A 16,886-nucleotide genomic window follows, 5' to 3' on the forward strand; every position below is an offset into this window, starting at 1 on the left:
GACGTGAACACGAGCAAGACGCTGCGACGCGACGCCGCAGAAAACCGGCAGAGGCTTCTCGACGCGGCAGCGACCCTGTTCACCGAACGTGGCCTCGACGTCGGCGTCGACGAGATCGCGCATACCGCCGGTGTCGGCATCGGAACCCTCTACCGACGGTTCCCCACCAAAGATGCGCTGGTCAGCGAGCTCGTCCGCCAGGTACTGGAAGACTTCGTAGCCGCAGCCGAGGAGGGGCTCGAGGTGGCCGGCGGCGAGGGCCTGGAAACGGTGCTCTATGCGACCGGCGCCATCCTCGCGTCGAACCGTGGCTGCCTTTCGCGCATGTGGCACGACGACGAGACCGCAGTGCTGCGGGACGAGTATCGGCGCATCCTGTTCGAACTCCTGGCACGCGCCAAGATGCACGACCGCATCCGCGACGATGCGGCAGAGGCCGACCTCGATCTCGTCTTCTGGTCCGTCCGTGGCGTCATTTCGACGACACGTGGGGTGACCGATACCGGATGGCGCAGGACCATGGCGATCATGGTCGCTGGATTGCGTCCCGGCGCGGAACATCTCGCCGCGGACCCGATGAGCACCGAATACGTTGCTCAGATCCTGTCCGAACTGACCCACCGATAGGCAGCCCGAAGGCGTATCGTCGGGCGATGGCCGAGCGTGTGGGACTTGTGGTCGCAGGTGGTGGTGCTCGCGGCGCTTACGAGGCCGGAGCCGTCACGTCGTTGCTACCCCGCCTCGGTCGTCCGCCGACAGTATTGGTCGGCACCAGCGCCGGTGCACTGAACGTGATCGGCCTTGCCGCGAACGCCCAGCTCGGTTTCGACCATGCTGCCGAACACGTGGTGACACTGTGGGATTCGATCCGACTCGATGACGTATTCGGTGTCGTCAGCAGCAGCAGCATCCACGGCAGCCTGAGATACTTGGGGCAACTAGCCGGATTGAGCGTGCGAATACCGAGCCTGCTCGACACCACCCGCATGTCCGAGACGATCACCGACATGGTCTCGTTCGAGCAGGTGCACGAGAACGTCGAGAGCGGGCTCATCGCAGCTGTGGCTGTCGCCGCCACCTCCGTCGCCACCGGGGGCACAGTCGTGTTCGTCGACAAACACTCCTCGGTGGAACTGCCGCCGTACGACGCGAACCGCAACATCAGTTACGTGGAGACCGAACTACGCCCCGAACACGTGTTCGCATCCGCGGCCGTCCCAGGACTGTTCCGGCCGATACGGATCGACAGCCCGCAGGCGTGGGCGGGCTGGTATGTCGATGGCGGCCTGCGACTGAACATGCCGCTCAAACCTGCAGTCCAGATGGGTGTCGACAAGCTGGGCGTGGTCGCCACAAGACCGCCGTATTGGCCGACGGGATTGCCGTCCGAGCAACGCGCCGGGACAGGAGAGCCGGATCTGTTCGATGCCGCAAGCGTCATTCTGCGGGCCATGCTCGCCGACCGAATGGTCGAAGATCTACATCGCCTCGAGTCCCGGAATGCGCAGGCACGCAACGGTCCCGAAAGCGCCCGGTTTCGGCACATCGACGTCGAGTTCGCCGGCCCGCCGCTCGAGGAGTCGGACACACTCGCCGTCCTGGCGCACGAGGCGTTCCTCGATCGATATCGCGGGCTGCGGCGGCTGCGGAACCCCCAACTGAGCATGCTGGCCCGGTTGATCGGGGCGGAAGACGTCGATCGAGGAGACCTGCTCAGCTTCCTCTTCTTCGACCCGGCATTCACGGCACCCGCGGCGGCACTGGGCCGTGCCGACGGGCGGCATGCGCATTAGGCGCACGTCGACGAACTACGGTAAGCGCCGCCGCACTAGCGGCGTCACACGATCGTATGGTCCAGATGAGATCAGCTGATCTGTCTTCCAGTGAAACAGCGAATCCCACGGAAACGGATCTGTCGACGCTACTCACGCAGAGGTCTCGACGGAAGGTCGCAGCAGATCACTCGATCGGCGATCCTTCGAGGAACGGGATGAGAAGCCCCAGCAGTTCACGGGGCTTGTCGAGCGGAATGATGTGCCCGCTGTCGGGTATCACTCTGCTCGTGAGGTGATCGGCGACTGGACCGAGCTGGTCGGCAGTCGCGTCGCCCACCACTTGTCCACCGATTGCCAGGGTCGGAACCCTCAGTCGCAGGGTCGAAGTCGATTCGAAAATCTGCGCCGCACTTTGCGGCATGGCCCGGTAGTACTCGAATGCACAGCGCAATGAGTCCGGCGCACTGTATGCCTCGACGAACGCATCCCGAACCTCGGACGGGATTCCGTTCCCACTCGCGGCGCCGGCCGCGAGGAAGAAGTCGAGGTACTCGGCTTCGTGGCCTTCGAGCACCGACTCGGCCAGCCCGGGAACCGCATGGAAGCCGAACCACCACGGCGGACCGGTGGCGAAGAAGTTCTCGGCTCCCGGTAGGAGCCCGATAGTCGCTTCTATGAGCACCAGACGAGAGACTCGGTCGGCATGTTCGAGGCCGACGAGAAAGGCCGCCGGGACTCCGGCGTCAAGAGCCACAACAGCAGCCGATTCTGTGTCGAGTGCATCGAGCAAGCCGATCATGTCCTTGGACAGGTTTCGTGCGTCGTACCCGGAGGCGTCCCGATCACTGTTTCCCAGTCCACGAAGGTCCGGTGCAATGACCCGATAGTGCTGGGACAGTCGGGGAATCACATCGGACCAGACCCGCCAGGTGTGCGGGAAGCCATGCATCAAGAGGACCGGCGGCCCGGAACCGACAACCGCGACGTTCAGTCGCGTTCCGTTGGTGACAACGCTCGTCTCCGTGATCGCAGGCATCGACACTCGACCTCCTAGTGGTTACGGTTGGTTACCAGGTAACGATAGGAGTGGACAGATGGGTAGGGAAGACGGCACTTTGTCGACACCAGGGGACCTCGAGGTAACCATCACTCCGGACGGGCGTCGCGGCGACCTTTTCGACCCCGCCTGTCCGACGCGGCAACTCTTGGATCGGATCGGCGGCAAATGGACGTCGATGGCGATCAAGGTTCTCGGCGACGAACATCCTGGCGAGATCCGGTTCGCCGAGTTGCAACGGCGCATGCCCGGAGTCTCCAAGAAGATGCTGACTCAGACCCTACGCAGCCTCGAACTGGACTCCCTCGTCGAGCGCCGAGTGGAAGCAACGTCCCCGCCCCGCGTGCACTACCGCCTCAGCGACCTCGGACTGTCCCTGACCGCACCGATCGCCGCACTCCGCGAATGGGCCGAACTCCACATGGCCGAGATCGACGAATCCCGACAACGCGGCATCCCCTGATGGCCGAAGTTCCGCAATGAGCACACGCATCACGATGCCGATGGCACGCTGACCCCAACCGGAACGACCTACCGCGAGGAGATTCAGCGATGGATACGCAGCGCCCCGAAGATATCCTGGAAATACGGCAGCTCCTGACAACATACGCAAGCGCCGTCGACGACCGGGACTGGACGCGCTATCGTTCCATCTTCACCGACGATGCCGTCATCGACTATCGGTCGTCGCCGTTCGGGATCTCGGGGACCGTCGACGAAGTGGTCGAGTGGCTCGACAACTCATTGCAGTTGCTTTCGATGACGATGCACTACGTGATGAACGTGGACACCGACTTCCAAGACGACACGGCCACGATGCGCGCGCAGTTCTACAACCCCATGCAAATTCCCGGGTTCGACGAACTCAGCGTCTGCGGCGGCTACTACCACCACAGCCTCGTGCGAACACCCGATGGCTGGCGCAGCGCCGGGATGCGCGAGGAGATCATCTGGTTCACGAATTCGCCGGTGCCACGGGGCCAGTGAGGGCCGTCGCGTTCCTCCGAGCCGAGCCAACGGTCGTGGGCGATGACAGTGCCGCATCTTGGCACTCGTTCGGCATGGCGCAACTCACGACCACCGTGAGCAGCCTCGGCGGCTGACTTCAGTCGATCTCGATGACGAGCTTGCCGCCGTTGTGGCCGTTGTCGAGCTGCCGGTGTGCATCATCGATGTGGTCGAGATCGAAGGTCTGCGATACGAGTGGGCGCACCTGTCCACGCTCGAACAGCGGAGTCATTTCGTTCAGCCGTTCGGCCTCGCGGGTGAGGAAGATTCCGTGCAGAGTCTGGTTGCGCTGGTATAGATCGTCGAGTTGCCCCTCGGGCGCCAGGATGGTCGCGACGCTGCCGCCATCTCGAGCGGCACCGAGGCTGCGGGCCACATTGGTTCCGCCAACGGTGTCGAGAACGGCATCGACACCGTTGCCGCCGGTGGACTCGCGCGCGATCTCGACGAAGTCGTCGTTCTTGTAGTCGATCGGAACTGCGCCGAGTTCGCGCAGCAACTGCTGGTTATCCGGGCCGGCGGTGGCCAGTACGCGGGCTCCCGCAGCCTTCGCGAACTGAACGGCGAACGATCCGACCCCGCCGGATCCGCCGTGCACCAGTACGGTCTGGCCGGGCCGCACAGCCAGCCGACGGACGATCGCCTCCCAAGCCGTCCCACCGGCAAGCGGGATCGCGGCCGCCTCGGTGTGCGACAGCGACTGAGGCTTCGGCGCGACAATAGGCGCTGCGGCAACATGGTATTGCGCATAAGCACCGCCGCCGTCGGCCAACTCCGAGGTGTAGTACACCTCGTCACCGACCGACACACCGGTGACGCCGTCACCCACTTGTTCCACGACGCCGGCGACGTCACTGCCGATCACCGCAGGCAGACACAAGCTCGGGTTGAGAGCCCCCTCACGCACGAGGGCATCCACCGGATTTGCGCTCGAAGCTCGAACACGCACGAGGACCTCTCCCGCACCCGGCAGCGGCGTTTCGATTTCTTCGACGGCCAACAGATCCGGACCACCGAAATCCTTCAACACTGCTGCACGCATCACACACTCCGTTCCGTTCGTCACCCCGACTGACTGCGATTCTTCGTCTACCCAGCACGAAGACGCGTAAACAGAGGTCCGCCTGCGCCAGTCAGCCGTCGCGCGCAACTTGGGTGGGCGAGAGCTTGCGCATCCGCTGATCGAGTTCGCGCTGGTAGAAGTCGATGAAGCCGTCCGGATCAGGGCCGGCGTTCTGCATCACCAGATGGTCGAATCCGGCGTCGACGAACTGTTGGGCCACCTCGACGAAACGTCTCGGGTCGTTCCCGCACGCGAACTTGTCGAGAATGTCCTCTTCTCGGACCGTGGTCGTCGCGGCCTCGAAATTGATCGGATTGGGTAGCTCGCTCATCACTTTCCAGCCGGTAATCGCCCACCGAGAAGTGTCCAGTGCCGCTCGAGCAGCGCTGTGCTCGTCGGGCGCCCAAGCCATGGGTACTTCGGCGTAACGTGGGCCCGATCCTCCGGCAGCGTGATAGCGCTGCACAATCTTGGACTTGGCTTCGGTGGCGAACAAGCCGCCACCCAGTTCCGCGGCGATGCGCGCCGAGCGGGCACCGCCGGCGGCGACGGCGATCAACGGCAGATTCTCGGGAAGATCGAACACACGAGCATCCGACACGCACAGGTATCGACCTTGATACGAACGGTATCCGCCCTGCCAGAGCAGCGTGATGATCTCCAACGCCTCACGGAGCCGCTGATGACGTTCTGGGACGTCATCGGGAAATCCTGATCCGACAACGTGTTCGTTGAGCCGCTCACCGGAGCCGAGCCCGAGCGTGAACCGCCCGTCCGAGACCAGTGCAAGTGTGGCTGCGGCTTGAGCGATGATCGCGGGGTGATACCGGACAGTCGGGCACGTAACGCCGGCGGCAAGTTCGATTCGCTCCGTGCGGGCTGCGATGGCGCCGAGCACGGTCCAGGCGAACGGAGAATGCCCCTGATTGTCCAGCCACGGGTGGTAGTGGTCGCTGATCTCCACGAAATCGAACCCGGCCGCTTCTGCGGCCGCGGCCTGACGGATCAGCTCGTTGGGCCCGAAGGCTTCGGAAGCCAATTTGTAGCCGATTTCCATTCTTCATCCCCATGTCGAAGGCTGTGGTCCCTTAGAAGTAACCGCATCGACCGATGTCAAACAGCTGGCCGGCCCGAGCAGTTGTCGATGGCGTCATTGCACAGATTCAGTCGGCACAATCGCGACACAGCAAATTCTCCGGGTCGGCAAGGTGACTGCGGTGATGGACGAGAAAGCATCCGCTACAGGTGAACTCGTCCGACTTCTGCGGAACCACGCGTACCGCGAGCTCCTCACCGGATAGGTCGGCGCCGGGCAGTTCGAAGGACTCGGCGGTATCCACGTCTTCGACGTCGGCAACTGGGGATTGCGCTTCACTCCCACGGGCCTTCAATTCTTCGACGGATTCCTCGGGCGGCACGTAGGCGTCGTTGCTGCGTGGTGCGTCGTAGTCGGTAGGCATTGGGTTTCCTCTCGGCTAGGGGACGAGGTCGGGATCGGCCGATTCCGTGATGTTGCGCCGCGCAAGCACGAAACCGAGAGCGACCATCCCGGCCCCGAGGACGAAGTGCAGCCAGTTGTCTGCCGTATTGACGGGAATGAAGTTTGCGCCGCCGGATTCATCGATGATCAGCCCGTAGATCCACAGCACCAGGTAGACGATGCCCCCACCGATCAGAAACAGTCGTGCGCTGATGGCCATGCGCGCCATTGCGATCCCGGCAACACCGAAGAGCATGTGGACGATGTTGTGGAGGGCCGAGACGTTGAAGATTCCGAGGAGTTTCGCTTCGGAATGATGCCCAGCGAACGTGAGCATGTCGTAGTCGGTGGTGACGCCGGGGATGAAGCCGAGGATTCCCACCACCAGGAACAGGATGCCCACAGTCATTGCCGCGAACCGAATCGGTGACCGTGTCATCAGGAGCTCCTTCCTGCCGTCGAGTACCAAGGGGTCCTGTTCTGTACCCGAAGAAGCTGAAACCAAAACCGTTCGTTCGGGTAGAACGCACGGCCGTACCAGCCCGGGGCGAACCCTTGCATGTATATGTAACCTCGAGTTATATTAACTGGCGAACGCACCCGTAACCTGGACGGCCCGCACGAGACGCACCACCCCAGAGGCCCGGGTACGAAACCATACGAACTGGAGACTCTGATGACTCTGTCCATCAGTCAGGACCGCCAAGCTTCCGAGGACGCCTACGATTCGAAACTCCTGGGGCTCGCCGAGGCGTCGGTACACAAGCACTTCGATCCCTACATCGACATCGATTGGGATTCACCGGAGTTCGCCGTGACCCCAGACGATTCGCGGTGGATCCTGAGTCCCGAAAACGATCCGCTCGGCGCACACCCCTGGTACCAGGGCCTCCCCACCGAGAAGCAAATCGAAATCGGCATGTGGCGACAGGCCAACGTGGCGAAAGTCGGCCTCCAGTTCGAGAACATCCTCATCCGCGGCATGATGCAGTACGTCTTCTCTCTGCCGAACAATTCGGCCGAGTACCGGTACTGCACCCACGAGTGCATCGAGGAGTGCAACCACACCCTGATGTTTCAGGAGATGGTCAACCGAATCGGCGCCGACGCCCCCGGGATGGGACGGGTGATGCGAGCACTGGCACCTTTCGTCCCGCTTGCTGCCGGGCCTCTACCGGAACTGTTCTTCGTCGGGGTCCTCGCAGGTGAAGAACCTATCGACCACATCCAGAAGTCCTTCTTGCGTAGTGGCGACGATCTGCACCCCATCATGAAGAACGTGATGATGATCCATGTCGCGGAAGAGGCGCGTCACATCTCCTTCGCACACGAGTTCTTGCAACGTCGAGTGCCGAAGATGTCCCGGCCGGGCCGGTTCCTGCTCTCTCTTGCAATGCCCATCACGATGCGCGTCCTCTGCGATGTCATCGTCATACCGCCACGATCGTTCTGGCGCCGGTTCGACATCCCGAAATCGGTTCGCAAGGACCTGTTCTGGGGCTCACCTGGATCGCGACGCACGCTCCGCAACTACTTCGGTGACGTGCGAATGCTGGCTGACGAAGCGGGGTTGTCCAACCCCATGTCACGCGCTGTCTGGAAGGCGTGCAAGATCGACGGAAAGTCGTCGCGCTACCGCAGCGAACCCGTCCGTAGCGCAGCCTGATCGCGCAGGTCACCGATGCCCCACGTCGTAACCCAATCCTGTTGCAGTGACGCGTCTTGCGTCTACGCATGCCCGGTCAACTGCATCCATCCATCACCGGACGAACCCGACTTCGCGACCGCCGAAATGCTTCACATCGACCCCGCATCGTGCGTCGACTGCGGTGCCTGCGTTTCCGCATGTCCGGTCGACGCGATCGTTCCGCACACCAAACTCACGGAGGCCCAGCAACCGTTCCTCCAGATCAACTCGGACTTCTACAAGAGTGGCCGGGAGTGGCCGTCGCTTGCGCCCGTCATCGACGCGCCTCGGCTCCGCCAGGACCGCGGCGAACTGCGGGTGGCGATTGTCGGCGCCGGCCCGGCCGCGATGTACGCGGCCGACGAGTTGCTCACGCAGCCGAACGTGCGAGTCAACGTCTTCGACCGTCTGCCGGTGCCACACGGACTGGTTCGCGCCGGAGTGGCCCCGGACCACCAGAAGACCAAGCAGGTCGGGCGTCTCTACGACGCCATCGCGGCTCAACCGGGTTTCGAGTACTACCTCGATGTCGAAGTAGGCACACATGTTTCACATGAAGAGCTGCTCGCTCGCCACCACGCGGTCATCTACGCCGTCGGCGCATCCCGAGACCGCTCTCTCGGTATCGAGGGGGCCGAAATCTCTGGAAGCACGTCGGCGACCAACTTCGTCGCTTGGTACAACGGGCATCCCGACCATGCCGAGGACACCTTCGACCTTTCGCACCGTAGGGCAGTCATCGTAGGCAACGGCAACGTGGCGCTCGATGTCGCGCGCATACTCACCGCAGATCCGAACGAGCTGGCAAAGACCGACATTTCGACCACCGCACTGGATGCTTTGCGCACGAGTCGAATCGAAGAAGTCGTTATCGTCGCTCGTCGCGGATTTGCACAATCCGCATTCACGGTGCCCGAGTTTGCAGGTTTGCTCGAATCGGACGTCGACGTGGAGATCGATTCGGTCGAGGCTGAACTCGATTCGCATACGCAAACTCTGCTCGAGCGCGATGAACTGACGCACTCAGTGAGGCAGAAGCTCCGCCAGCTGCAACAGGTGAGAGAGCGACCCTTTGGTACGGGGAGAAGGCGGATAGTGTTCCGCTATCTACTCTCGCCGAAGGCTGTCCACGGCACCGACAGCGTCACTGGCATCGAGTTCATCCGGAACGAATTCGTCGAGAACAATGACGGATCGGTGCGACTCGCCTCCACCGAGCGGACCGAAACAATGGACGCCGGGCTTGTGCTCACCTCGATCGGCTACCGCGGAACGCCGATCGCCGGCGTTCCCTTCGACGAGTCGGCCGGGGTCATTCCCAACAAGGATGGACGCGGCTTGGACGAGCCTGGAGGGGTGGTGTCCCCGGGGACCTACGTCACCGGCTGGATCAAGCGGGGTCCGAGCGGGTTCATCGGCACGAACAAATCCTGTGCGCAGGAGACCGTCGCTCATCTGGTCGACGACTTCAACACCGGCCGTCTGAACGAACCCCTCGCAGACTCCTCTGCGCTGAAGCAGTTGGTACACGAACGCCGTAACACCGCCATCGATACTGCGGGGTGGCACGCCATCGACAAGGAGGAACGGCGACGCGGCGCTGCTCACAACCGAGTACGCACGAAGATCACCGACGACCGCGAACTGATGTCCATTGCCCGTGAACCGACGCGAGCGCCGGCCTCACGCCGGTTCAGTCGCAGAGTTCCTCGTTGACGGCACCCCTCGTAGACAATCTGTCAGCCGCCCTACCGGTCCAGGTGGTCGGTGCGTAGCGTACGGCGCAGTAACGCACCAGTTCCGGAGGTTGGCGATGGATTCGACGGGCTCGCAGTTCCGCACACCCAGCGGGGTCACGCTCGGGACCGAACATTTCGGCGACGCAAATGCGCCCCTTGTCCTACTCGTAGGCGGGCCGACCATGCTCTCGTGGCCGGACGCCCTGTGCGAAAGGCTCGCCCACGGCGGGCGACACGTGGTGCGCCACGACCTGCGAGATTCGGGTGCGTCCACCACCGTCGACCCCGATTCGCCGGAGTACACGCTGCGTGACCTCGCGGCCGATGCGGCCGCGCTCGCCCAGGGTCTCGGCGAGGGGCCGGTGCACCTGGCAGGAATCGGGATCGGCGGGATGGTCGCTCAGGTTGCGGCCCTCGATCACCCGCAGTCGTTCTCGGCGCTCACGCTGGTCGGAACTCGCGCGGTCGCACCAGGCCCGGTGGACGACGACCTGCCCGACCACGACGCTGCGACCATGGACCGGTCGTTCGCTCGCCCGATGCCCGACTGGTCGGACCGCAATGCGGTGGGGGCCTATGCCGCAGGAGGCGCTGAGATCCTCGGTGACGACCCTGTTGCCGCCCGCATCACTGCCGAGCGCATCTTCGACCGCACGCCGGGCACGGAGCCCGCGGTCCAAATGGCCAACCAGATGGGCATGGTGTTCTCCAAGATCGACTGCACGCCACGCTGGCGAGAGCGCCTGTCCGAACTCGAGATGCCGACACTCGTGGTGCACGGCCGTCACGATCCGTTCTTTCCGGTCGGCAACGGCGAGGCACTCGCACGCGAGATCCCCGACGCACGCCTACTCGTGCTCGAGCAGGCCGCAACCGCCATCCCCGACTCGGCCACCGACGAGATCGCCAAGGCGATGCTCGCGCTCTAGGCGCCTGTCAGCGGGTAGGCCTCTACCGTAAGCCCCCTCCACGACAAAGAGTGAGAAGATACCGTGAGCACCATGCCACTTCCCTTGCGAACCCGTCTGTTCGGTGCCGGGATGCGTCGCTTCGCCACAACACCGGCCGATGCCGATCAGATGATCGCCCTACGTAAGAGTCGTGCCAGGTTGGTGGCCAGCCGGCCGGCGAGGTTCGTGGCCGGCACCGATGCCGAGGGCGTCGAAATCGAGAACATGGAAGTCGAGGCCGAGGGCCACCAGATCAGGCTCCGCATTCACCGGCCGAGCGAGACTGTTGGACCATTGCCTGTCGTCGTCAACTACCACGGCGGCGGTTGGTGCATCGGGTCGCCCGAACAGAGCCGGTGGCTTTCCACCCGGGTCGCCGAACAGGTTGGCGCACTTGTCGTCTCCCCCGCCTATCGACTCGCACCAGAAGATCCTTTCCCTGCCGCCACCGACGACGCGTGGGCCGTGCTGCAGTGGGTCCGAGACCACGCAGACGAAATCGGGGGCGACACCGGCCGCATATCCGTCATGGGTGACAGCGCCGGAGGCAATCTTGCCGCTGTTGTCGCGCTGCAGGCTCGGGATTACGCCGGCCCGGCACTGCGGAGCCAGGTCTTGATCTACCCGGCAGTCGACATGTACCAGAAGTGGCATTCGGAGACTGAGAACGCCAACGCCCCGGTACTGAGCGCGGACCTCATGCACGCGTTCGTGAACACCTATCTTGCCGAGGATCACGGCACGGAGGACTGGCGTGCGTCACCTCTGCGCGCCGTCTCACACGAGGGCCTGCCGCCGACTCTGATTCTCACGGCCGGGCACGACCCGATTCGCGATCACGGCCAGAATTACCACGAGGCCCTGCGGTCAGTCGGTGTACACACCGACCTGATCAACTACCCGGATGCGGTGCACGGCTTCATGTCCCTGCCCGGTGTCGTGCCGGCCGCCCACACCGCCATCGGTGACGTCACAGCCTTCCTACGTCGGACGCTCTGACCGCCGCACCGGTCAGAATGCGCTTCCACTGAACGGTGCCGCCCGGTCGCACGGCACCGGTCGCGGGTTGCCCGGGTCGAGTGCGTTGAGAACGAAGTACGCCGCACGACGCGATCCGGCGATCCCGGCGTGCTCCGTGTAGTCGACGGAACACCCTTCCTGCACCTCGATGTTGTGTACGTTGGGTCCGCCCGCCTCGAGCCCGGACGTGTACGGGACGATCAGTTCGTCGTAGCGCGTGGCGATGTTGGTGTAGGTAACGTCCGGGAGGTAGACGCCGCCGTCGCGGAGCTTGGTCACGAACGGGCCGGCCGGATCCAACTCCGCGCACGCGTGACATATGGGAAAGTTCTCGGCAGCAATGCCGAGCTGACGTGCGAGTGGAAGAATCGTGCCTGTCCCCCCGACCTGCGATCCGTTCCAGGCGGGCGACAACGACACGTAATTGTCGATTTTGTCTTTTCCGCCAAGGTATTTCGCGTAGTAGGTGGGGATGATGGTGCCCTGCGAGTGCCCGACGACGTCGATCTTCTCGGCACCCGTCGCGTTCAGGACCTCGTCCACGAAGGTGGCAAACTCACCTGCACTGTCTTCCATGAGCCCCATACCGCCGATCGCGGTCACCGGCCACGGGGCGCCCTTCGGCGCACCGAAGGTCAGTGCGAAGACGCAATAGCCTTCGTTCTTCAGCAACGGAACGTACGTCCCCCAGTTGGTCTGCTGTGAGCCACCGGTGCCGTGGGCCAATATGACCGGGTTCGGATGCTCGGCCGAAGGCTTGCAGGAGAAGTCGTTGGATCCAGGGAGGGATCCGCCCGGATCAGCAAATTCGTTCGGGATGCCGGCGAAAAAATTGAACGACACCGGAAGCTCCGCGTGTGCAATTCCCCCCGAGCCGAACAAAGCGGTTGCAGCAGCGACGCTCGCTGCCATTGCCAGAATCCGTCCCCGTATCTTCATCCGCTCAATCTGACACGCGTTCTAGTACGAGAAGCATGTTTTGGCGAAATCCGTATGCCCGAGTGGTCGACGGACGGCAGTCCCCGAGACCTAGACTTCCGTTGTGCCTGATCGGACCGAATTCGCGGAACTCGAGCTACTTCGCGGTCCGATCACTGCCTACTGCTATCGGATGCTCGGCGGCTCCGGCGAGACCGACGACGCCGTGCAAGAAACCCTGATCCGAGCGTGGCGCAACTTCGAGAACTTCGAGCCCACCAGAGCTCGACTCTCCACGTGGACCCACCGCATCGCCCACAACGTGTGCGTGGACATGTTGCGCGCCTCCCAGCGCAGGGCACTGTCCATCGACATGAGTCCCGCCGCGACGGTCGGCGACCCCTTGGGCACTCCTCTTTCCGCCGACCACTTCGTGGAGCCGATGCCCGATGCGCGCATCCTCACGGCGACCGATCCCAGTGAGATCGTCATCGAACGCCAGACGGTCCGGTTGGCATTCGTCGCCGCACTACAACACCTGACGCCATCTCAGCGATCTGCTCTGATCCTGCGGGACGTGCTGCATTTCAGCGCCGCCGAAACAGCCACTGTCATGGACTGCTCGCCTGCTGCGGTGAACAGTGCCCTACAGCGCGCGAGAAGCGGAATGGACTCGGTGAATCTGTCGAAAGCCGACGTGCACGATCCGACGGACCCCGACCAACGTGACTTGCTCGACCGCTATGTCCGTGCCTTCGAAACTCACGACGTCGACGCCCTGGTGTCCGTGTTGCACGACGACGCGACGACGTCGATGCCGCCGTTCACCTGGTGGCTACGCGGCGGTGTCACGATCGCTCGCCTGATGGCGCTCAGCGACAGCTGCGCCGGCGCACGGTTGCTGCCGACGATCATCAACGGGGCGCCCGGGTTCGGGCAATACCGACCGGACGACGATGGCGCGCACAGCCCGTTCGCTCTGATCCAGGTCACGCCATCGAACGGGAAGATATCGGAGATCGTCACCTTCCTGGGCACGGCCGATCGGTTTGCAGAGTTCGGGCTCCCGAAGATGCTCGCGAAAAGTTGATTGCCCGAGCCCGATGAGTTCGGGCCCCGCCGTTCGTACAAGTGGTGACACGTTTCCGACGGCAGGAGCATCATGACCACCGCAACCGACCCACTGGCGATCGAAACCTTCGCCCAACGCCGACACCTTGCAGAGACTCTGGAGTCGCTGACTCCGGAGCAGTGGGCGCACGCATCCCTCTGCGCCGGCTGGGAGGTGCGCGAGGTCGTCGCCCACATCACGTTGCCGTACCGGCACTCGACCTTGCGGATCCTCGGTGGCATCGTCGCCGCTCGAGGCCGTTTCAACGTATTCTCGGACCGCATCGCCCACCGCGACACCGACCGCCTGACCGATGCCGAATTACACCGCAGCCTTGCCGAGAATATCGAGCATCCGTGGCGACCACCCGGCGACGGACAGCTGGGCGCATTGAGTCACGACGTGATTCACGGGTTGGACATCACCGAGGCATTGGCACTGCCAGGCCCGCCGGTCAGCCGGATCTGCACCGTGCTCGGTGGTGCGGGACAACGCCAACTCGACTACTTCGGGGTCGACCTGTCCGGCGTTCGACTGCAGGCCACCGACTGCGATTACAGCATCGGCGATGGACGGACCGTGCATCTACCCGCCAAGGACATTCTGCTGATCGTCACCGGCCGACGAGGAATTTCCGAAACGGGATGACGGCCCCTCGCACCTCAGCCCAGCGTGCGGTCGAGTAGTGGCAGCAGACGATCCCAATGACGCTGCAGCGCTGCCTCGGAGTAAGCATCGGTGTCGGGCATGGTGAAGCCGTGCATCGTGCCGGGGTAGACCTCGGACGTGTAGGCGACCCCCGAAGCGTCCAGAGCGCGGTCGAGCTCGTTCAGCGCGTCCGCGGTCATGTCCCCTTCTGCGTGACCCAGGTGCACTTCGGCGCTGATCCCTGGAATGAGGCGGTGCGGGCTGTCGGGTGCGTCGGTGACCAACCCGCCGGGATGGAATCCGGCCACAGCCGCCACTCGGTCGGGGTGCGGCGCTGCCGTGCGCAGCGCCAAGACTCCGCCGAGGCAATAGCCGATGGTGCCGATCGGGCCCGCGGCCACCTCAGGGCGTGTGGCGAGGAAGCCGAGATACGCATCGGCGTCCCGTAGCGCACGGTCGGCCGTGTGCGACTTGATCATGGGCATCAGCCGCTCGACGGCGGCCGGGCGCGCATCTTCGCCGATGTGCGCCGGAAGATCGACGAGCGGAGTGGGACCATGCCGGTAGAAGATGTTGGGTACCAACACGTAATATCCGCGCTCTGCCAGCTGGCATGCCCTCGCTTCCAACACGGGCCGGATCCCGAATATGTCCGTGTAGAACAGCACCGCCGGATGCTGTTCGCCGTCATCTGGAAAAGCCACGAACGCGTCGGCTACGCCGTCGTCGGTGGGGATATGAACTGTCTCGGTGCGCATGAAACCTCCTGGATGCACTCATTCCAGCACAGACACACCTGGGCCCGCGAGGTCTGTTACGGCAGTTTTGCGTCCCGAGATGGCCAGGAGGAGCGCCAACGCCGGACCATTGATCTCGGGGCCTTCGCCGATGGAGGCACCCGTGTCGGTGGCCTGCAACCTGACTGCAGCGGCCAGTTGCTTTGCGCCGCCGAACGAGTCGGGAGTTCGCGCCTGGTATCGAAGGGCACTCTCGACCGCATCCGGCGGATACACACGCACGATGCCCAACGGCCGTCGTATGTCCTCGCCGTGCACGATCTCTTCGACGAGTCGGCTGCCGAGTGGTGCCGGTGGGGTCGAGGTCCGGTCGGCCACCTGCCGAAGTCGTTCCAAAGTCTCGCCAGGTGCCGCGCCACGTTCACGCTCCACGCCCTGGGCGTTCTGACGATCGAAGTCGAAGCGGGCCCGAACCATTGCGCGGACGAACCCCAGGCGAGTGGTCTTTGCGGTGTCGATCAGGTGCGCGACAACGTCGTGTACCGTCCAGTCCCCGCAGAGTGAGGCGTGAGCCCACATCTCGTCCTTCAAGCCGGCAAGGTCATCGATCAGCGCTGCCCGCTCCACATGGACTGACGACCAGATTTCGTTCACCGGGTCACCCTTGCAGACCGCCCCTGTCCGCACCACCGGAACAACTCCGTGAAGGGCGAACTCGCGGCCCCCTGTGCCGCGAGTTCGCCCTCGTCGAGCGGCAGCCTGCTAAACCTCGTCCGGCCGGTGTTGCGCAAGAAGATCGCCCAACACCGCGCCGATCGGACGGTGCGGTGGCACGGCCGCGACGAGCCCGCCGATCGCGGCCGTCAGCAGGGCCTTCGTGTAGTCCGCCGGCGTGACGACGGGCAACTCCAGGTGAGGAGGCCCCAGAACAGTATCCTCGGCGATCGCACGGACGACTGCGGCGACTTCGCGTTCGTACCCGGCCGGATCTGCGGACACCGCGGGGTGCTCCTCGGCCACGACGAAACCGATCGTCAGCGATGCGACAGCTCCCGACAACGTGATTCCGGCAGCGGGAGTGTAACCACGAGAGACGAGCATGTTCATCTCGGCGGTGAGTAGCGCGCGCCCGGACGCTCCACGGGGGAACAGAACCTGCATGTACGACGACAGCCCGGGCCTGGCCAGCGAGAATTCGCGGAGCTGCATCGCGAACGACAACAGGTGCCGCTGCACGTCCTCTGCCGGATCATCCTGTAGCTCGAGGTCTGCAAGCAGGCTTTCGCCGACCAGCCGTTCGAGCTCCCACCGTCCGTCTATGTGGCGATAGAGGGCAGGCGTCGAGACACCCAACTCGGCGGCGACGCCGGCAAGGCTCAGCCGCGCCATCCCCAACTCACGCCCCACTCGCACGATGTCGTCCACACGCACGCCAGGCCGACCATCGGCCTGTGTGCGTTGCCTCGCCATTCCGCCTCCCAGCTGGGGTTATCTATGTCAACCTTCGCGACTCTACACAAAGTTAAGGGGGTTAACCAGAGGTGCTTGCACCACGAACACGGCAACAATCACCGGAAAAGTGCATGGGCACACTTCACCTTGCGAGACTGGCCGAATGGAACCAGAGTGGCACGATTCGGATTTGCAGCACGACCTGTCATCCATCCACTGGGTCAGCGACGAAATCAGACCT

19 protein-coding genes are annotated in these 16,886 nt (G+C 63.7%); 10 read left to right on the top strand and 9 right to left on the bottom strand.

All coding sequences use genetic code 11. From position 1 onward, the window contains the following. The first annotated feature begins 3 nt into the window (after nucleotides 1–3). Complete coding sequence (locus ACZI8R_RS17265; RefSeq protein WP_463380885.1) at nucleotides 4–627, top strand: TetR/AcrR family transcriptional regulator; 624 nt, start codon at nucleotides 4–6, stop codon at nucleotides 625–627. A 26-nt stretch (nucleotides 628–653) separates the two neighbouring features. Beyond that, entirely contained in the window at nucleotides 654–1,793 is a 1,140-nt protein-coding gene (locus ACZI8R_RS17270; RefSeq protein WP_463380886.1) for a patatin-like phospholipase family protein, read from the top strand. 166 nt (nucleotides 1,794–1,959) lie between these two features. Here the strand turns inward: ACZI8R_RS17270 and ACZI8R_RS17275 are convergent, their stop codons facing one another. After that, entirely contained in the window at nucleotides 1,960–2,811 is an 852-nt protein-coding gene (locus ACZI8R_RS17275; RefSeq protein WP_463380887.1) for an alpha/beta fold hydrolase, read from the bottom strand. Between the two features lie 58 nt (nucleotides 2,812–2,869). Here ACZI8R_RS17275 and ACZI8R_RS17280 point away from each other — a divergent pair, with 58 nt between their 5' ends. Continuing rightward, nucleotides 2,870–3,295 (top strand): winged helix-turn-helix transcriptional regulator, encoded by a 426-nt coding sequence (locus ACZI8R_RS17280; RefSeq protein WP_463380888.1) that lies wholly within the window; start codon nucleotides 2,870–2,872, stop codon nucleotides 3,293–3,295. A gap of 89 nt (nucleotides 3,296–3,384) precedes the next feature. Further along, on the top strand, nucleotides 3,385–3,819 hold the full coding sequence (locus ACZI8R_RS17285; protein ID WP_463380889.1) for a nuclear transport factor 2 family protein: 435 nt from the start codon (nucleotides 3,385–3,387) through the stop codon (nucleotides 3,817–3,819). Between the two features lie 118 nt (nucleotides 3,820–3,937). Here the strand turns inward: ACZI8R_RS17285 and ACZI8R_RS17290 are convergent, their stop codons facing one another. The 4 genes from ACZI8R_RS17290 to ACZI8R_RS17305 all read right to left on the bottom strand — a co-directional run bounded on the left by ACZI8R_RS17290 (nucleotide 3,938) and on the right by ACZI8R_RS17305 (nucleotide 6,822). Beyond that, nucleotides 3,938–4,882, bottom strand: a complete 945-nt coding sequence (locus ACZI8R_RS17290; RefSeq protein ID WP_463380890.1) for a zinc-binding dehydrogenase — start codon at nucleotides 4,880–4,882, stop codon at nucleotides 3,938–3,940. A gap of 91 nt (nucleotides 4,883–4,973) precedes the next feature. After that, nucleotides 4,974–5,960, bottom strand: coding sequence for a TIGR03557 family F420-dependent LLM class oxidoreductase (locus tag ACZI8R_RS17295; RefSeq protein WP_463380891.1), 987 nt, complete (start codon nucleotides 5,958–5,960; stop codon nucleotides 4,974–4,976). A 106-nt stretch (nucleotides 5,961–6,066) separates the two neighbouring features. Continuing rightward, nucleotides 6,067–6,363, bottom strand: a complete 297-nt coding sequence (locus tag ACZI8R_RS17300) for a DUF4193 domain-containing protein (protein WP_463380892.1) — start codon at nucleotides 6,361–6,363, stop codon at nucleotides 6,067–6,069. A 15-nt stretch (nucleotides 6,364–6,378) separates the two neighbouring features. Beyond that, entirely contained in the window at nucleotides 6,379–6,822 is a 444-nt protein-coding gene (locus ACZI8R_RS17305) for a DUF4383 domain-containing protein (protein ID WP_463380893.1), read from the bottom strand. A 237-nt stretch (nucleotides 6,823–7,059) separates the two neighbouring features. Between ACZI8R_RS17305 and ACZI8R_RS17310 the strand changes: the two genes are divergently transcribed. The 4 genes from ACZI8R_RS17310 (at nucleotide 7,060) to ACZI8R_RS17325 (ending at nucleotide 11,758) form a co-directional block, all read left to right on the top strand. Beyond that, entirely contained in the window at nucleotides 7,060–8,049 is a 990-nt protein-coding gene (locus ACZI8R_RS17310; RefSeq protein WP_463380894.1) for an AurF N-oxygenase family protein, read from the top strand. Between the two features lie 15 nt (nucleotides 8,050–8,064). After that, a complete protein-coding gene (locus tag ACZI8R_RS17315; RefSeq protein WP_463380895.1) occupies nucleotides 8,065–9,786 on the top strand; it encodes an FAD-dependent oxidoreductase in 1,722 nt (573 codons plus the stop codon). 97 nt (nucleotides 9,787–9,883) lie between these two features. Beyond that, complete coding sequence (locus tag ACZI8R_RS17320) at nucleotides 9,884–10,738, top strand: alpha/beta fold hydrolase (RefSeq protein ID WP_463380896.1); 855 nt, start codon at nucleotides 9,884–9,886, stop codon at nucleotides 10,736–10,738. Between the two features lie 72 nt (nucleotides 10,739–10,810). Continuing rightward, a complete protein-coding gene (locus ACZI8R_RS17325; RefSeq protein WP_463380897.1) occupies nucleotides 10,811–11,758 on the top strand; it encodes an alpha/beta hydrolase in 948 nt (315 codons plus the stop codon). A gap of 12 nt (nucleotides 11,759–11,770) precedes the next feature. Here the strand turns inward: ACZI8R_RS17325 and ACZI8R_RS17330 are convergent, their stop codons facing one another. Continuing rightward, nucleotides 11,771–12,718: an esterase/lipase family protein gene (locus tag ACZI8R_RS17330; protein ID WP_463380898.1), complete on the bottom strand. Its 948-nt coding sequence runs from the start codon at nucleotides 12,716–12,718 to the stop codon at nucleotides 11,771–11,773. A gap of 103 nt (nucleotides 12,719–12,821) precedes the next feature. On the opposite strand from ACZI8R_RS17330, the gene ACZI8R_RS17335 reads away from it, so the two are divergent. Both ACZI8R_RS17335 and ACZI8R_RS17340 read left to right on the top strand, forming a co-directional pair. Continuing rightward, nucleotides 12,822–13,787 (top strand): sigma-70 family RNA polymerase sigma factor, encoded by a 966-nt coding sequence (locus tag ACZI8R_RS17335; RefSeq protein ID WP_463380899.1) that lies wholly within the window; start codon nucleotides 12,822–12,824, stop codon nucleotides 13,785–13,787. A 72-nt stretch (nucleotides 13,788–13,859) separates the two neighbouring features. Continuing rightward, the gene (locus ACZI8R_RS17340; RefSeq protein WP_463380900.1) at nucleotides 13,860–14,456 is read left to right on the top strand and encodes a maleylpyruvate isomerase family mycothiol-dependent enzyme; all 597 of its coding nucleotides are present in this window, start codon (nucleotides 13,860–13,862) and stop codon (nucleotides 14,454–14,456) included. A 14-nt stretch (nucleotides 14,457–14,470) separates the two neighbouring features. Here the strand turns inward: ACZI8R_RS17340 and ACZI8R_RS17345 are convergent, their stop codons facing one another. From ACZI8R_RS17345 to ACZI8R_RS17355, 3 genes are all read right to left on the bottom strand, one after another. Continuing rightward, the gene (locus ACZI8R_RS17345) at nucleotides 14,471–15,214 is read right to left on the bottom strand and encodes a dienelactone hydrolase family protein (protein WP_463380901.1); all 744 of its coding nucleotides are present in this window, start codon (nucleotides 15,212–15,214) and stop codon (nucleotides 14,471–14,473) included. Between the two features lie 18 nt (nucleotides 15,215–15,232). Continuing rightward, nucleotides 15,233–15,847 carry a maleylpyruvate isomerase family mycothiol-dependent enzyme gene (locus ACZI8R_RS17350; protein ID WP_463380902.1) on the bottom strand — a complete coding sequence of 205 codons (615 nt, stop codon included), beginning with the start codon at nucleotides 15,845–15,847 and terminating at the stop codon, nucleotides 15,233–15,235. 108 nt (nucleotides 15,848–15,955) lie between these two features. Continuing rightward, on the bottom strand, nucleotides 15,956–16,663 hold the full coding sequence (locus ACZI8R_RS17355) for a TetR/AcrR family transcriptional regulator (RefSeq protein ID WP_463380903.1): 708 nt from the start codon (nucleotides 16,661–16,663) through the stop codon (nucleotides 15,956–15,958). Between the last annotated feature and the right edge of the window lie 223 nt (nucleotides 16,664–16,886).

The sequence above is a fragment of the Rhodococcus huquni genome (assembly GCF_055231055.1).

What these genes read in the sequence shown, in the direction of transcription:
- ACZI8R_RS17275 (WP_463380887.1), bottom strand. Translation starts at nt 2,811, where the DNA reads ATGCCTGCGATCACGGAGACGAGCGTTGTCACCAACGGAACGCGACTG.
- ACZI8R_RS17305 (WP_463380893.1), bottom strand. Translation starts at nt 6,822, where the DNA reads ATGACACGGTCACCGATTCGGTTCGCGGCAATGACTGTGGGCATCCTG.
- ACZI8R_RS17280 (WP_463380888.1), top strand. Translation starts at nt 2,870, where the DNA reads ATGGGTAGGGAAGACGGCACTTTGTCGACACCAGGGGACCTCGAGGTA.
- ACZI8R_RS17295 (WP_463380891.1), bottom strand. Translation starts at nt 5,960, where the DNA reads ATGGAAATCGGCTACAAATTGGCTTCCGAAGCCTTCGGGCCCAACGAG.
- ACZI8R_RS17355 (WP_463380903.1), bottom strand. Translation starts at nt 16,663, where the DNA reads ATGGCGAGGCAACGCACACAGGCCGATGGTCGGCCTGGCGTGCGTGTG.
- ACZI8R_RS17270 (WP_463380886.1), top strand. Translation starts at nt 654, where the DNA reads ATGGCCGAGCGTGTGGGACTTGTGGTCGCAGGTGGTGGTGCTCGCGGC.
- ACZI8R_RS17330 (WP_463380898.1), bottom strand. Translation starts at nt 12,718, where the DNA reads ATGAAGATACGGGGACGGATTCTGGCAATGGCAGCGAGCGTCGCTGCT.
- ACZI8R_RS17315 (WP_463380895.1), top strand. Translation starts at nt 8,065, where the DNA reads ATGCCCCACGTCGTAACCCAATCCTGTTGCAGTGACGCGTCTTGCGTC.
- ACZI8R_RS17300 (WP_463380892.1), bottom strand. Translation starts at nt 6,363, where the DNA reads ATGCCTACCGACTACGACGCACCACGCAGCAACGACGCCTACGTGCCG.
- ACZI8R_RS17310 (WP_463380894.1), top strand. Translation starts at nt 7,060, where the DNA reads ATGACTCTGTCCATCAGTCAGGACCGCCAAGCTTCCGAGGACGCCTAC.
- ACZI8R_RS17345 (WP_463380901.1), bottom strand. Translation starts at nt 15,214, where the DNA reads ATGCGCACCGAGACAGTTCATATCCCCACCGACGACGGCGTAGCCGAC.
- ACZI8R_RS17325 (WP_463380897.1), top strand. Translation starts at nt 10,811, where the DNA reads ATGCCACTTCCCTTGCGAACCCGTCTGTTCGGTGCCGGGATGCGTCGC.
- ACZI8R_RS17320 (WP_463380896.1), top strand. Translation starts at nt 9,884, where the DNA reads ATGGATTCGACGGGCTCGCAGTTCCGCACACCCAGCGGGGTCACGCTC.
- ACZI8R_RS17340 (WP_463380900.1), top strand. Translation starts at nt 13,860, where the DNA reads ATGACCACCGCAACCGACCCACTGGCGATCGAAACCTTCGCCCAACGC.
- ACZI8R_RS17290 (WP_463380890.1), bottom strand. Translation starts at nt 4,882, where the DNA reads ATGCGTGCAGCAGTGTTGAAGGATTTCGGTGGTCCGGATCTGTTGGCC.
- ACZI8R_RS17285 (WP_463380889.1), top strand. Translation starts at nt 3,385, where the DNA reads ATGGATACGCAGCGCCCCGAAGATATCCTGGAAATACGGCAGCTCCTG.